The organism is Bradyrhizobium sp., assembly GCF_030654605.1.
In the GTDB taxonomy this organism is placed as follows: Bacteria; Pseudomonadota; Alphaproteobacteria; order Rhizobiales; family Xanthobacteraceae; genus Bradyrhizobium.
The window spans coordinates 22,185-36,791 of the sequence record NZ_JAURXB010000278.1; the positions used below are offsets into that span (position 1 = coordinate 22,185).

15 protein-coding genes are annotated in these 14,607 nt (G+C 64.0%); 9 read left to right on the plus strand and 6 right to left on the minus strand.

Annotation, left to right across the window (positions count from 1 at the left end; translation table 11 throughout):
- Window positions 1–85: 85 nt before the first annotated feature.
- Entirely contained in the window at window positions 86–1,735 is a 1,650-nt protein-coding gene (locus tag Q7U29_RS25675) for a glycosyltransferase family 39 protein (RefSeq protein WP_304746110.1), read from the minus strand.
- A 262-nt stretch (window positions 1,736–1,997) separates the two neighbouring features.
- Here Q7U29_RS25675 and Q7U29_RS25680 point away from each other — a divergent pair, with 262 nt between their 5' ends.
- Window positions 1,998–2,966 carry a DUF308 domain-containing protein gene (locus Q7U29_RS25680; protein WP_304746112.1) on the plus strand — a complete coding sequence of 323 codons (969 nt, stop codon included), beginning with the start codon at window positions 1,998–2,000 and terminating at the stop codon, window positions 2,964–2,966.
- A gap of 175 nt (window positions 2,967–3,141) precedes the next feature.
- Window positions 3,142–3,555, plus strand: coding sequence for a MucR family transcriptional regulator (locus Q7U29_RS25685; protein WP_304746114.1), 414 nt, complete (start codon window positions 3,142–3,144; stop codon window positions 3,553–3,555).
- Between the two features lie 109 nt (window positions 3,556–3,664).
- On the opposite strand, the gene Q7U29_RS25690 is transcribed toward Q7U29_RS25685, so the two are convergent.
- Together Q7U29_RS25690 and Q7U29_RS25695 are read right to left on the minus strand one after the other, a co-directional pair.
- Window positions 3,665–4,090, minus strand: a complete 426-nt coding sequence (locus Q7U29_RS25690; protein ID WP_304746116.1) for a SufE family protein — start codon at window positions 4,088–4,090, stop codon at window positions 3,665–3,667.
- An 82-nt stretch (window positions 4,091–4,172) separates the two neighbouring features.
- Window positions 4,173–4,625 carry a DUF5330 domain-containing protein gene (locus Q7U29_RS25695; RefSeq protein ID WP_304746118.1) on the minus strand — a complete coding sequence of 151 codons (453 nt, stop codon included), beginning with the start codon at window positions 4,623–4,625 and terminating at the stop codon, window positions 4,173–4,175.
- Between the two features lie 500 nt (window positions 4,626–5,125).
- Here Q7U29_RS25695 and Q7U29_RS25700 point away from each other — a divergent pair, with 500 nt between their 5' ends.
- From Q7U29_RS25700 to Q7U29_RS25710, 3 genes are read left to right on the plus strand one after another with little or no spacing between them, the layout of a single operon-like run.
- The gene (locus Q7U29_RS25700) at window positions 5,126–6,964 is read left to right on the plus strand and encodes a PAS domain-containing sensor histidine kinase (RefSeq protein ID WP_304746119.1); all 1,839 of its coding nucleotides are present in this window, start codon (window positions 5,126–5,128) and stop codon (window positions 6,962–6,964) included.
- Window positions 6,957–7,643 (plus strand): peptidoglycan-binding domain-containing protein, encoded by a 687-nt coding sequence (locus tag Q7U29_RS25705; RefSeq protein ID WP_370691830.1) that lies wholly within the window; start codon window positions 6,957–6,959, stop codon window positions 7,641–7,643. Before Q7U29_RS25700 ends, Q7U29_RS25705 begins: the two co-directional genes overlap by 8 nt.
- 34 nt (window positions 7,644–7,677) lie before the next feature.
- Window positions 7,678–8,022: a DUF1491 family protein gene (locus tag Q7U29_RS25710; RefSeq protein WP_304746121.1), complete on the plus strand. Its 345-nt coding sequence runs from the start codon at window positions 7,678–7,680 to the stop codon at window positions 8,020–8,022.
- Here the strand turns inward: Q7U29_RS25710 and Q7U29_RS25715 are convergent.
- Entirely contained in the window at window positions 8,019–8,990 is a 972-nt protein-coding gene (locus Q7U29_RS25715; RefSeq protein ID WP_304746133.1) for a DUF2336 domain-containing protein, read from the minus strand. The two genes, Q7U29_RS25710 and Q7U29_RS25715, sit on opposite strands and share 4 nt — an antisense overlap.
- 242 nt (window positions 8,991–9,232) lie before the next feature.
- Here Q7U29_RS25715 and Q7U29_RS25720 point away from each other — a divergent pair, with 242 nt between their 5' ends.
- Together Q7U29_RS25720 and Q7U29_RS25725 are read left to right on the plus strand one after the other, a co-directional pair.
- Window positions 9,233–9,433, plus strand: coding sequence for a hypothetical protein (locus Q7U29_RS25720; RefSeq protein WP_304746135.1), 201 nt, complete (start codon window positions 9,233–9,235; stop codon window positions 9,431–9,433).
- Between the two features lie 31 nt (window positions 9,434–9,464).
- The gene (locus Q7U29_RS25725; protein WP_304746123.1) at window positions 9,465–10,241 is read left to right on the plus strand and encodes a hypothetical protein; all 777 of its coding nucleotides are present in this window, start codon (window positions 9,465–9,467) and stop codon (window positions 10,239–10,241) included.
- Between the two features lie 105 nt (window positions 10,242–10,346).
- Here the strand turns inward: Q7U29_RS25725 and Q7U29_RS25730 are convergent, their stop codons facing one another.
- A complete protein-coding gene (locus Q7U29_RS25730; protein ID WP_304746125.1) occupies window positions 10,347–11,117 on the minus strand; it encodes an SDR family NAD(P)-dependent oxidoreductase in 771 nt (256 codons plus the stop codon).
- Between the two features lie 480 nt (window positions 11,118–11,597).
- On the opposite strand from Q7U29_RS25730, the gene Q7U29_RS25735 reads away from it, so the two are divergent.
- Window positions 11,598–12,662 (plus strand): ketopantoate reductase family protein, encoded by a 1,065-nt coding sequence (locus Q7U29_RS25735; RefSeq protein ID WP_304746127.1) that lies wholly within the window; start codon window positions 11,598–11,600, stop codon window positions 12,660–12,662.
- Window positions 12,663–12,777: 115 nt separating this feature from the next.
- Here Q7U29_RS25735 and Q7U29_RS25740 read toward each other — a convergent pair whose 3' ends face one another.
- Entirely contained in the window at window positions 12,778–13,665 is an 888-nt protein-coding gene (locus tag Q7U29_RS25740) for a LysR family transcriptional regulator (protein WP_304746129.1), read from the minus strand.
- Window positions 13,666–13,837: 172 nt separating this feature from the next.
- On the opposite strand from Q7U29_RS25740, the gene Q7U29_RS25745 reads away from it, so the two are divergent.
- The coding region (locus tag Q7U29_RS25745; RefSeq protein ID WP_304746137.1) for a tripartite tricarboxylate transporter substrate binding protein at window positions 13,838–14,607 on the plus strand (770 nt) is incomplete at its 3' end.

Consider the following 14,607-nt stretch of genomic DNA (forward strand, 5'->3'; position numbering starts at 1 on the left):
CGAACAGCGCAAGGGCGCTGCCCGTCGCGCTCCTCACCATGAGGGAGCCGGGGTGCCGCTCTGACTTGGTCGAACGCAACGCGCCTTACGGCGCCGGAATCGCCAGCAGGTTGGAAATGCTCTGGCCTCGGATGTCATAGACCCGCGCAAACACCACGTCGTCGCGCTTGATTTCCACCAGCACCGGGGCGGTGAGGCCCTTGCAATAGAACTGGCCGAGCGTCATCGCGAAGTCGGCGGCATGGGAGTCCCAGCCGATCGTGAAATCGGGACCGAGCGCGACCTGGGCGGGGCGTTGCGGTCCGCACACCGCGACTTTCCATTTGCGGTTGGCGGGCGGGAATTCCTGCCGTTCGACCAGTTCCTCGCGCAGGCCGTCGGACGCCTGTTTCAGCGCGAGGCCCCAATAATCCAGCATGAACAGATCATTGGCGCCACGAACCGTGCCGGCGATTTGATTGAAGTGGGTGTACTGGTAGGGATGCAGCCGGATCATTTCGCCGAGCGGCAGCAGCAGGCCGAAGGTGAAAATCGCCAGGGCGACGGGCTGCCATCTGCGATGGCTGTGCTTGAGCCAGTTCATTCCCCACGCGAAGGCCGCACCTGCCAGCACCGCCATCGGCGGGATGACGAAGATGAAGTGGCGAATGCCGTTGTAAAGCGCCGGGCGCTTCACCATTGCAACCGCCAGCGGCAAGGTCGCAGCCAGCGTCAGCATCAGGAAGATGGTCTTGCGTCGGGCCGGCACGTCGGCGCGCGGCAGCGCCATGAATGTACCGACGACGGCGGCGATGAAAAGGACCAGCAGCACTTCGGGGAGCTGGAGGGCGAACAGCGTCGGCAGATACGACCATGGCATATCCGGAACCGACACCAGCGCGCCGTCGAACATTTCCTTCCAAGGCTTCTCGAAGAAGTGCGAGAAATAGGTCAGGGCACGGAATGGATTGGCCGGCTCCATGATCGACCACGGCCAGATCAGGCCCATGACGAGATAGCCGAACACCAGGCCGGGCAGCAGCACGTAGACGACATGGGCGAAGCGGCGAACCGATTCACGCAGACCGTGGCTGCGAAACTCCTCGAGCAACAGCGGTGCAAAACCGACCACGGCGTAGATCAGGGCCATGCCGCCGAGGATGCGCGAACCGATCGACAGGCCGGCGCCGAGGCCGAGGATCAGGATGGTCCGCGGCGAGGGGTTTGGATATTCCTGCGCCAGACGGACGAGACCGAGCATCAGGATCACCATCGAAATCGCGAATGGCGCGTCCTTCGGGTTCATGAACATGTGCCCGTAGAAGGTGGGGCACAGCGCCAGCAGAAGCAGCGTTGTCAGTCCGCCGAGCGGACCGCCGACCCGGCGGCCAAGCCGCCACGTCACGCCAAGACCGATCAGGCCGACGATGGCGCCGAGCAGTCGGCGGGTTTCGAACAGCTCCAGCGGGATGATCTTGTGCAGCAATGCTGCGACCATGTCGAAGCCGCCGCCATACATGTAGAGATTGGCGAACGACAGCGCGGCGGTATCCTTGAAGCCGGACCCGTACATGCGCAGCAACAGATCGGCATACTCGGCGTGGGTGTAGTCGTCCCAGCCCAAGCCATAATCCCGAAATGTCAGGCTCGCGATCAATCCGATCGCCGCCAGCGCCGCGAGGGCGAGATCGTCGCAAGTCCGTTCCACCGATCGCCGAGCGGGCGTATCGATGGCCGAAGCAGTGATGGATGACATGACTATTGGTAACCCGGTGTCCCCGTGCGGCTCAGCTGTTGTTTGGCGCTTTGAGCCTCTATTCCCCGGCATCCATATAGCGCAGTTCCCTTTCCAAGTAATTGGGAATTGTGGCGTAATTTCCCTGATGCGATGCAGCATTCGCCGGCGGGCTCCAGACTTTCGTAGAGCCGAAATCGCTGCCTCGGTCGGGTAGCGGGCCGATTTTCGCAGGGATCGACCTATAATTGTCGGTTGGCGGTGCGCACAATATGACGGTATCGTGGCGTTGGCGGCTGGCGAGTATTTCGGGCGCGGCCAAGGGGTGAATTCGATGTGGGTCGTCGTGTTGTTGCTGGCCGGGGTTGGCTTGCTTTTGGCTGGCCTGGTGGCGATCGGGTTCGGAATCCAGATCAACGAATTCAGTTTGGGCAATACCCTGATCGTCGCCGGTACCGTATCCGCGTGTACCGGGATGCTGCTGATCGGCCTCTGGATGGCAGTCAGGGAGCTGAAAAATATCGCGCGGCGGCTGGGGTCTGCGGGCGCCACGGCAGGATCCCACGCCGAAAGTCCGTCACAATCTGTGCCGGCAGGCGCCGCTGCCCGCAATCAGGCCGCCGAAGATAGCGGTTTCTTCAGCCGCGAGCAGGCCGGATCGGAAAATGCCGGCCATGCGGAACCGGCGGCGCGGTCCTCGGCGCCCTCGCCGCCGCCAAGGCATGCGGAGGCCGCCCCCCGCGAGCGCGCACCGGAAGATAGCCCGCTGGCGCCCGCCGAAACCGAGCCCGCGCCGGCGGTCAAGCCGAAGCGCAACCTGTTGTTCTCATCGTCGTCGCGCAAGGAGCGCGAGCGCGCCCAGGCGCGAACGGATCCTTCGATGGGCGTTCCTCATCCCGAACCCGCGGCCCCGCCGCCGGTTCACGAATCACCGGAAACGCCGCCCGCGTCATTCGACGACGCCTGGCCGAAGCCGGAACGTTCGCGGGGCGACATTCCGCCGCCGCGTCGCGCCGGCCGCACGCCGTCGACCTTTGCCGAACCGGATCCCGCCACGGCCAGCGCGGAGCGTTACCCGCCGGCGGTGCGAAACGACGACCCCGCGCAGGTCACGGTTCTCAAATCGGGCGTCGTCGATGGCATGGCCTATTCGCTGTATTCCGATGGCTCGATCGAGGCGCAAATGCCCGAAGGCATGATGCGGTTCGCGTCGATCGACGAACTGCGCTCGCATCTCGATCACCGCTCCTGAGCGGCCTGTACTTGCGGCGAAGCCAATCGAAAATAAAGCGCTGCCGTTCTTGTCACGCCAGCAGTAATCCGCTCATATTCGACAAGAAGTACAACATTCCGAACCACGTATTGCTTCGGGATACTTTCGATCCTGCGGGATCCCTGTTCGATTGCGATTTCTGGAAGGTTTGGGCATGACCGACAGCGCCGGAAAAAGTTTCATCGACCTGACGGCTGAAATCGTGTCGGCCTATCTCAGCCATAATCCGACGCCGGCCTCCGAAATCCCGGGCCTGATCAGCCAGGTTCATGCCGCCTTGCAGCGGGTTTCGACCGGCCGGAGTGAAGCGCCGCTGGAACCTGCCAAACCCGCGGTGTCCCTCAAGAAATCGATGACGCCCGACTATCTGGTCTGCCTCGAGGACGGCAAGCGCTTCAAGTCGCTGAAACGGCATTTGCGCACCCAGTACAATATGACGCCGGAGCAGTACCGGGACAAATGGGGCCTGCCGGCCGACTACCCGATGGTGGCGCCGAATTATGCGGTGGCGCGTTCGGCGCTCGCCAAGAAAATGGGGCTCGGCCAGCAGCGCCGGCGGCGGAAGTAGAGCAATCGGTCTATCAACGTCATTGCGAGCGCAGCGAAGCAATCCATTGCTGCGGCATAAAGAAGGAGTGGATTGCTTCGTCGCAAGCGCTCCTCGCAATGACGAGGAATCAGGACGCCGTTGCCAGCGCCTCGCGGGCGTCGGAGCGAATGCGCTCGACCATGGAACGCAGGCCGTTGGAGCGCTGCGGCGTCAGGTGTTCGCGAAATCCGAGCTCGTCGAACAGCGCCAGCGCATCGGTGGCAAGGATGTGCTGCGGGGTGCGGCCGGAATACAGCGTCAACAGGATCGCGATCAGTCCGCGCACGATATGCGCATCGCTGTCGCCGAGATAGTTCAGCTGGGGTTCGCCGCCCTCGCGGTCGATCTGTTTCGAGAGCCAGACCTGGCTGGCGCAGCCCAGCACCTTGTTGGCGGCGGAATGCTCGGCTTCCGGCATCGGATCAAGCGTGCGGCCGAGTTCGATGACGTACCGGTAGCGGTCGTCCCAATCTTCCAGCAGCGCAAAATTGTCCCTGATTTCGTCGATCGTCATCGTGTCCCGCGCTCAATCCCAGCGCACTATATAGGATTGCGGGCGTGCGAAAGCGATACTGTTCCGGGCCTAATTCGCTTGCTTAATTCGCGCTCAGGGCAGGGCCACGCCACCCCGCCACCATGTCTTCCGGCGTCAGCGTGTCGTGCGGCGCCGCCTGCGGCAGCGAAGCGTCGGCGTCGGCGTCGTCGTCGGTGCCGCCGATCGAGCCGGTATGGTCTGGTACCTTCTTGTCGGCCGCCTTCTTGTCGGTCTTCTCGGTCTTGTTGTCGGTCTTGTCGGTGATGATGTGATAAAGCTTGCGCGCGCCCTCCTGGGCCCGCTGGCCGATCACGGTGGCGGCCTGGCCGCCCACTTCGCAGGCGGCGGGTTGGCGCTTGCAGAACTGGCTCATGTCCGACACCGCCGCGGTGGCGGCCGACACGGCTTCCGACGCGCCGAGTTGCGGAAGCTTGTCCGATTCAGGCGTCTTCTCTCTGGGCAAGAGCACGAGCACCAGCCCGAGCCAGAATGCCATGCGAAGCAGAAAAAACATCTCGCGACCCCGGTCGTCTCTTTTGGTTCGGGTTGTGATCCATCGCGAAAGCCCGCGAAGCGCCTCGCAACCGTTGCGTTCGTTCTCGCAATCGATCCCTGACTAACAGCCGTCGATAAATCGCAAGTGTTCGCATTGAGCCTAAAACGCCGAAAATTCGCGAAAAGTCCGACTCATTCGATTCGGCGTAAATTTTCGATTGATGATCGGTTCCGGCGGAAAACAGGCTGCCCGGTTGCATCCACACTTTCGAAACCATACCCGGCCGGTTACGGAAACCCTCCGTTCACCATTTGCATCGAATGAGCCGCTGCAAGACAGGCGAAACCCCGTGCAGGCACGGACTTCGGCCGCAGGCGCGCGAGCCTTAGCGTTCGCTTAAGTTCGCTCTGACAGGTTGAGGCAACGATAAAGGGGGCGTTCCGGCGCGTCTGCAAGTCCAACTTCAAGTCCAACTTCAAGTCGAACCTGCAAAACGAACAAGCCGAAGCGCGAGAGACGTGACAGTTTTGAATATCATCCGCGATTGCCTCGACGCGTTGCTGCATCCGTCCGCGCGATACGATGCGCTGACGCGTGCGCGCCATCGCGCGTTCATGGCCCCAAGGCTGCTCGGCAGCCTGGCGGCCTTCGCGGCGTTCCCGGTTTACCTCGCGATGCGCGGCGCGCCCACGGCGCTTGAGGTCGCGGGATTCGCCTGGCTGATCGCGCCGATCCTGCTGTCATGGTTTCTGTCGCGCACTGGCCGCTACGAAGGCGCGCATGTGCTGTCGTCGCTGGCGCTGACTGGTCTCGTCATGACGGTGGCGATGACCACCGGCGGCATCGAGTCCTTTGCCGCGATCTGGCTGGTGGTGGTACCGCTGGAGGCCGCGCTCTCGGCATCGCGCCGCGTGGTGGCGTTCGCCTGCGCGCTGACGCTGGGATGCACCGCGGCGCTGATCGCGTTCGGGCATTTCGACCTGCTGCCGCATCCGGATGCCAATTCGGTCTCGCGCGGCGTCTTCATGGCGTTCGGCGTGGCATCGGCGACGCTTTACGCGGCCGGGCTTGCCTTCGGCGCCGAGTCGCTGGCGCGCACCAGCGCGGCGCTGCTCAATGTCGAGGAAGATCGCTATCGCCTGCTGGCGCGCAACATGAGCGACGTTATTTCACGGCATCACCGCAACGGCGCCGTGCAGTTCATTTCGCCAGCGGTGGAAGCGATGCTGGGAGCGCCGGTATCGCGGCTGCTGGGCCATGGCCTGTTCGACCGCGTCCACGTCGCCGATCGTCCTGCCTATCTCACCGCGCTATCGGATGCGGCGCGCGGAGGCGAGGCGCGCAGCGTCGAATTTCGCCTGCGGCGGGAAGTGCCGCGCGCCGCGCGGGGCCAGAATAGTCAGGTCGACTTCATCTGGGTCGAAATGCGCTGCCGGCCGCTCGAGCAGGCGTCGGAAACCGCGGTCTGGTCGGACGCCGAGGTCGTCGCCGTGATGCGCGACGTCACCGACCGCAAGATCCAGGAGCAGGCGCTCGACCTCGCGCGCACCGCCGCCGAGCAGGCCGATGCGTCGAAGACCCGCTTCCTCGCCACCATGAGCCACGAGCTGCGCACGCCGCTCAACGCCATCATCGGATTCTCCGAGATGATCGTTCAGGAAGACGTGCTGATGATCGATGCCATCAGGCGCAAGGAATATGCCCAGCTGATCAATGATTCCGGTCAGCATCTGCTGTCGGTCGTCAACGGCATTCTCGACATGTCCAAGATGGAGTCGGGCAATTTCGAGATTTCGCCGGAGCCGTTCGCGCCGCGCGCGGCCTTGATCAATTGCTGCAACCTGCTGGCGCTGAAGGCGCGGGAAAACGCCATCGATCTCGTCACCCGCGCGCCGGACGATCTGCCTGTCATGACCGGCGATCCCCGCGCGTTCAAGCAGATCGTGCTGAATTTGGTCGCCAATGCCATCAAGTTTACCGAGCGCGGCGGCTCCGTGACGGTGTCCGCAGGCGTCGAGGGATCGCGGCTGGTGCTGCGCGTCTCCGACACCGGCGTCGGCATCTCGGCCGACGACCTGAAGCGGATCGGCAATCCCTTCTTCCAGGCCGGCAAGACCTATCAGCGGCGGCATGAAGGCACCGGCCTCGGGCTGTCGATCGTGAAAAGCCTGGTCGCCCTGCATGCCGGCGAGATCAACGTTCAGAGCAGACTCGACGAAGGCACCACCGTGACCGTCGCATTGCCGCTGGCTTTCACGCCGAAGGCGGAGCAGACATCCAGCAATATCGCAACGCTCACGCCGGCGGTACGATCCACCACCCCAGAGCAATCCCATCAGGTGAAGAAAAGTGCCTAGAAATAGAGATGACGACGACATGCCGCGCCGCCGTCGCGGCGCGCGGGCGGCTGCCGTGGCAGCGGAGACGGAGCGGGGCCTTGTGATGCGCATCCTGCTGCACAGCCCGAAAGACATGGTGGCGGGCCTGCTGGCGTTTGCCGCGGTCAGCGCCATCATCGCCAACGCGCTGTTTCTGCAGGCCGGACGCCATCCCTCGCCGATGTTCGGCACGGTGACCAGAATGCCGGCGGCGGCGGTGGTACCCGCCAGTCCGTTGCCGCGTCCACGCCCGGTGGAAGCGGCGGCACGCGTTGCGGATCCCGTGGCATCGGAGCCAAGGGTCATCGAGCTGAAGAGCGCCGATCCCAAAAGCGACCCGATGACCAATCTGGTCAAGGTGACGGCAGCTCCGCAAGCCACGCCCTCCAATATCGCGCGACCGCCGGCGCCGATCCCGGCTGCCTCCCGCCACGAGACCATCGCCAATCAAACCCCGGCCGCGCGCCGCGTGGCGGCGGTACAGCGCACGCTGACCGAATATGGCTACGGGCAGCTGAAGCCGACCGGCACGGTCGGCTCCGACACCCAGGCCGCGATCCAGAAGTTCGAGCGCGAGCGCAAGCTCCCGGTGACCGGGCAGGTGTCCGACAAGCTGCTGCGCGAACTCACCGCGATGATTGGTCGGCCGGTCGACTAGCTTCGGTTAAGGCGCTGGCCTATATCGTCAGCCGATGCGATTGAAATCAGCCATATGGGTGGCGGCCTATCTGCGCCGCTGCCAGACCGCGGGTGTGTTCGGCGCGGTGCGCCGGCGCGGCGCGGAAGAAGCCGGCGCGGTTTTCGTCAAGGTCGCGACGCTCGACGGCAACGCGATGCTGTACGTGCCGGCGCCGCAGACGGTGTATGACGACAGCCGGCCGATCGAGCGCATCTTCACGCCGATGTCGCCGCAACCGGTGCCGGAAACCTCGGTGGAAGAGCGCCTGGTCAGGGAAATCAAGTTCGATCCGGACGCCTGGGTGGTCGAGACCGAGGACCGGGCAGGGCGACATTTTCTCGATCTGGCGCGGGGCTAGCGCCCCGAACCCTGGGATCCGGTTCGCGGCACCACGGCAACGCCGGGCTGCATCGCAGGACGCGTCTGGCCCGGCGCCGACCGCGCGCGCTGGCGTTCGTCGTCGTAAAGGGCCGGCCGATACTTGGCGCGGGTCACCGCCATGGTCGAGCCGCGCCAGGCGGCCAGCATGATCAGGGCGGAGCGTTCGCTGAGGCGGTCATAGAGGCGCGACAGCCGGTAGACGTAATTTACCGAGGCGAATTCCGGATTGAGAAACAGCGTCACGCGCTGGAACACGGGCCCCGGCATGTCCAGCGCCCGGGCTGCGCAGGCCAGCGGCTCGCCGCCGGGATCGCCAACCACCTGGGCGGCCACGCGCGACGGCAGGATCAGGGTTTCACCGAGTTCCAGCGTGAAGTTTTCGATATCGCCAACCCAGGCGGCCATCTCCAGCGTCTCGACCGCGCGCGCCGCGCGGAAGGCGGGAATCCGCGCCGAAGCCCGTAGCGGGGTTTCCGCCAGATTATGCAGGATCTGCGTGCGCTCGCTGGCGCTGGCCGCGAAAAACAGGTCGTTGATCTCGGCGGCGTCCTTTGGCTGCATCGACAGGTTCGACGCCATCCGCATTTGCGCTTCGGTCGGTGGCCTGACCGTCGGTGCCGCGGCAGGGTCTGCGGGAATTTCGCTGGCGAGCGGCACGCGCAAGTCGGGATGCTGCGGCCTCAGCCCGAGCTGCTTCAGGACCTCGGGCGGCGTGGCCGGATAGATCGAGAGCCGCGCCCGTACCGCCGCGCGCGTGGTGTCGTCGACCTCATCGATCAGGCGGGAAGTCAGTTCGACGAACTGCCGCGCTTCGTGGTCGCTGTGTACCGGGGTCTGAACGTAGAGGTCGGTCAGCACGCGCAGCAGCGTGGGGCGGATATCGACGCCCTCGCGACGGGAGAGCGACATCAACCCGTCGAAGCCCGGAAAGAATGGAGGTGTGATCATGTCAGGGGTACGCGACTGAGTAATGCTTGGTCCAGATTAGGACGGTTGCGTTTACAGCTCGTTAAGGAAAACAACCTGTGAAGGGTTACGCCGGCACTCGACGTATTCATTCGGCAACGGTCTGTCGCAGCCGCGGGCGGACGCGCCCGAAAATTAAGATGCCGTTAACCACGTCCTGATTTTAATGCTGGCATGTCGCCGGCGAGATCGTGCCAGGCGGCAACCAGAGAGAGTTGAACATGGGCACCATCATTGAATTTCCGGCGGATGCGGCTTCGCGGCGGCTGGGCTCAACCATCGATGGCGCTGCACGCATGGGCACGGCAACCATCCTGATCCTTCCCGCCATCCGGATCGAGCGCAACCCCGATGAAACCAGCGGTGGCAGCGGACCGGAAGAGGGCACGGCCGCTCCCGGCAAACGCCGCCGTCGACGCTGATCCCAGGAAATTCCAACCGGGACATTTCAACATGCCGGAGACGCTTCTTTCGATCCGGACCCCGCAGGCCCGGCGCCTGTCGCCGCTTCTGATGCTGTTGCTGCTCGGCGCCGCGCTCGGGGGCTGCAGCGGCGGCGACTTCGGCCGCACCCGCGATGATGTGAAGAACGACGACATGCACCGCTGGCTCGGCGCCGAGGTGACGGGAAGCGTCGGGCTCAAGTCGTCGCAATTCCAGCTCACCGACGCCGAACGACAGCTGCGGGACTATGCCTATCCCCTGATCGAGCCGCCGCATTCGCGCCCCGCCTGGAAGAGCGTGTTCGGCGATTACAAGCCGCTGCCTTCGCCGTGGCGTCAGACGGTCGTGTTCGACCGCACCGCCTATGGACGGCTGCTGATCGACGAGCCGCACCGCTCGCACACCTCGCGCTACGCCGTCCTGATGGAGGACGTGCGCAACGACATCACCCGCTTCGAGCCGTTCTTCTCCGCCGCCGCGCGCGTGCTCGAACTCGACCGCAAGCGCAACGCCAGCCTCAGGCTGATTTCGGACCTGTCGCCGCGCGAGCGCGACGACGCGGTCGCGCGCATGGAAGAGAACGGGCTGATCGTGCAGTGGGTGCAGCAAAGCCTGGAGCGGCGGATTTCGTCGTACCGCTGGGCGCTGGAGCGGCTGGTGATCCAGGCGCCCGACAGCATCGCGGCCGACGTCGATCGCCTGATCGGCGAACTCGCGGCGCAGACCGCCAATCCGCCGGTCGCGGCGCGTCCGGTGATCGGACGCGCGGTCACGGTGAAGGGCTGAGTTCTCCGCCGCCAACACGAACATGTATTGGCTGTTATTCAGCTCGGCGATATTCTTCGCTCCTCTCCCTCCCCACCGCTTCGCGGGAGGAGGGGAGAAGAGTCTCTACGCCGCGTAATATCCGCCGTCGACTACCTGCGCGGCGCCCGTCATGAACGACGCCTTGTCGGAACACATCCAGACCACGGCCTCCGCGATCTCCTCGGGCACGCCCATGCGGTTCATCGGTACCTTGGCCATCACGGCATCGAGGCGCGTTTGCACCACTTCCTCGGTCATCGGGGTGGTGACATAGCCGGGATTGACGCAGTTCACGCGGATGCCGTCCTGCGCGTATTCGATCGCCGCGGTCTTGGTCAGTCCGACCACGCCGTGCTTGGCCGCCACATAATGCCCTGAGGTCGCCAGACCGATCAGGCCGGCGATCGAGGCGGTGTTGACGATGGCGCCGCCGCCGCCCTGTGCCAGCATCTGCGCAATCTCGTGCTTCATGCAGAGGAAGACGCCGGTGAGGTTGATCGCCAGCATCGTGTCGAACGAGGCCTGGCCGAGTTCGTGCATGCGCTGGCGGCCGGGGCCGACGGCGCCAGGGGCGACACCGGCATTGTTGAACGCGCAATCGATCCGCCCGTAGGCGGCCACCGTGCGCGCCACCATCGCGGCGACCCGGCCTTCGTTGGTGACGTCGCCGCCGATCGCAATCGCCTGGCCGCCGGCCGCGTTGATCAGGGCGACGGTTGCAGCCGCACTCTCCTCGGTGCGGTCGGCCACCGCCACGCGCGCGCCTTCGCGCGCCATCGCCAGCGCGGTCGCCCGTCCGATGCCGGAGGCGCCACCGGTGACCAGCGCCACCTTGCGATCGAGGATGCCTGCCATGTCTTGTTTTCTCCTGCTTGTAAAAAGAGCGCTGATCGTTGCAGCGGCGCGTAGGGTTGCTTTCGGGGCTTGGGCAATTCACCCTACGATCCGCGCGCGCGCCTGGCAAAGAGGGCGCGACGCGCCCTTGCGGCTGCAGATTCCGGCAGCGCCTCTCGCCATCCAACTCACTTTGCCCAGCACAGCAGGAAAGTACCGACCGTTAATCATCACGACCTGTGATTGAGAGTTATCTTGTTCGGCAACGCCATCGGGAGTGATGGCCGCCGGGGAGGGGAAGGTCAAAACTGGTATTTGTAATGCCAGCAAAATTGCGATAACACGGCGGCGCCTGGCCGGAAGGGACTGCTCCCGTGTGGTGCCGTGATTCAGGGCCTGGCTTGCTCCGTTGCTCCGCCGACACGGATCCATAACGGAGCTTGTTCAAGGGCTTGGGTGGGACGTCAAAAAGATTCGAACGTAATCTGTGGAAGGGAGAGCATGGCGCGCAACATTCTGATCCTGGGAGCCTCGTATGGCTCCCTGCTGGGGACCAAGCTTTTGATGGCGGGTCACAACGTGACGCTGGTTTGCCGGAAGAAGACGGCCGAACTGATCAATCGCGACGGTACGGAAGTTCGCATCAAGCTGCGCGACGAGGCGGTGCACCGGGCGATTTTTTCACGCGACCTGCCGGGGAAGCTGGACGCGACCGAGCCCGGCAACGTCGACATCTCCCGTTACGACATGGTGGCGCTTGCCATGCAGGAGCCGCAATACACCAACCACACGGTCCGCGTCCTGATGGTCAAAATCGCAGCCGCGGGGCTGCCGTGTCTTTCCATCATGAACATGCCGCCCTTGCCCTATCTCAAGCGGATCCCGGCGCTGGCGGACATGGACCTGGAAGAGGCCTACACCAATGCGCAGGTGTGGGAGCGCTTCAAGCCGGGACTGGTTTCGCTCTGCTCGCCCGATCCGCAAGCCTTCCGTCCGCCGGAAGAGGCGGCGAACGTGCTCCATGTCGGCCTGCCGACCAACTTCAAGGCATCGATATTCGCCGATGAGCAACACAACAAGCTGCTGCGCGAGCTGGAAGCGGACATCGACGCGGTGACGCTGGATGGCCATGACGTTCCGGTGAAGCTCAAGGTGTTCGATTCGCTGTTCGTTCCGCTGGCCAAATGGTCGATGCTGCTGACCGGGAATTATCGCTGCATCACGCCGAACGAGCCGCGGTCGATCCGCGACGCCGTGCACGGCGATCTGAAACTCTCGCAGGCGATTTATGATCATGTCGACGCGGTCGCCCGGCGCCTCGGGGCCGACCCCCAGGATCAGGTTCCGTTCGGGAAATATGCCAAGGCGGCGGAAAGCCTGCTGAAACCCTCATCGGCGGCCCGGGCGGTCGCCAGCGGCGCGCCCTTCATCGAACGCGTCGACCTGCTGGTGAAGTTGATCTCGCACCAGCTCGGCATGGCCAATGCCGAGATCGACCGCACGGTCGAGATCGTGGACCAGAAACTGAACGAGAGAATCGTGGCGGGCGGCTCCGGCCTGAACTGACGGGGTTCTATCGCAGCCTGGGAATGGCGCGTCTTCGGCCGGCGCCGCCGCTTGATGGCGGCGCGGATTGTTTGATGTGAGCTGAGGCGTCGTTCCGCCACTTTCCTTCCGATCTTCAGGCCAGAATGGATTTAACCAACTCGCGTTCTGCAAGGATGAAGTCGAAGAACGCCGCGATGCGTGGGACACGCCGAAGGTCCGGGTGGGTCAACAGACGCCAACTCCGCGACAGCTCCGAAATTGGCCCGAGTACGCGCACGAGATCCTGTTCGGCGTCACCGAGAGACGCAGGAAGCGGCCCAAGGCCTATGCCGGACTTCACCGCATAGATCAGACCCAGGACACTGTTGGTGCGTGCCGCCATCTTGGCGTCCGGCGCCACGTCCCGGAGCCAAACCGATGCGCGGTGCGTGCTCAGCGTTTCATCGAAGCCGACAAGTTGATGGGTTGGCAGATCATTCACCGTTTCGGGCTTGCCATGCTGTTCGACGTAACCCCGACTCCCGTAAACAGCCCATATCGAATCCGCGACCTTGCGGCCGACAAGTTCGTCGTCGGTATCGCCGGACCGGAAGGCGACATCGGCCTCGCCCTTCGACAAGTCGAGGTAGCGGTCGCTCGTTACGAATTCAATCCGAAGCTCGGGATGGCGGACCTGGAAGCGTTCGATGAGCGAGGATTTGGTCATGCGACCGATGATCGGCTCCGGGCAGGTCACCCGGATCACGCCGGTAAGGTCGTGGGCCTCATCGTTCACTCGGCGCCCGAAGTCGGTCACCGCAGCTTCGATACGCTCGGCGTGAGGCAATAGCTCCTCGCCGAATTTCGTCAGGCGATAGCCAGACGGGTGGCGCTTCACCAGGGGCTGCCCGATCGCGCGCTCCAGTTCGCTCAAGCGTCTTTGCACCGTCGATTGACTTAGGCCCAGCGATTTCCCGGCGGCGATCGTACTGCGGTGCCGGGCGACAGCCAGAAAATACTTCAGATCATTCCAGTCGAACATTGCGCGATTATGCACTTCTGCGGCGGGGTACCGCAATCCTGCGGCTTACGACGGCTGCACCGGCCGTCTAGCCTCCCGGAACCTTGCTGAGACAACAACGGCCCGTTTGCCGGCCTTCCGGGAGATCGCGATGAAAAGTCCAATACGGTCGCTGGTTTTTGGGCTGGCTACGATGGCCGTCGTGTCGTTTGCCTTGGCGCAGCCGGCCGGGGCCGAATGCTCGCAGCCTGTCAGGCTTATTGTATCATACCCGCCCGGATCGCCCGACGACGTGGTCGCGCGAATTCTGGCGCAAAGGCTTTCCGAGGCTGGCGGCCGGTTTTATGTCGAGAATCTGCCCGGGGCCGGCGGAATGATCGGCACAGCGGCGGCCGCCAGAGCGTTGCCTGACGGCTGCACGATGGTGATCGTCAATCAGAACTTCGTCGTTCAGCCTGCGATCGGCGAGAAACTCACTTATGAGGTCCCTGACAGCTTTGTGCCGATCACGCTATTGATAGCGGCGCCCGAAACGATTTCGGTCAATCCGTCGGTGGTCGCAACTACCATGAACGAACTCGCCGCCCTGGTGAAGGCGAGCCCCGGCAAGTTTAATTACGCTTCGCCTGGTTATGGTTCTTCGCCATACCTGGCAAGCGAGCGGCTCTTCAAGCAGACGCTCGGGCTCGACGTCGTGCACGTCCCGTTCCAGGGGGGACCTCCGGCCGTTGCCTCGACGGTTGCCGGCCATACCCAGATTCTGCATCTCACCCTTCCGATCGTCGCCCCGCTCGTGCGAGACGGGAAGCTTCGTATGCTGGCAATCGCCGATAAAGCGCGCGCAGCGGAATTTCCTGACGTTCCCACGCTGGAGCAGGCGGGCATACCGAACCACGAGGTCGGATTTTGGAACGGGATACTGGTTCCCAAGGGCACCCCCGAGGAAATCGTCGAACTCCGACA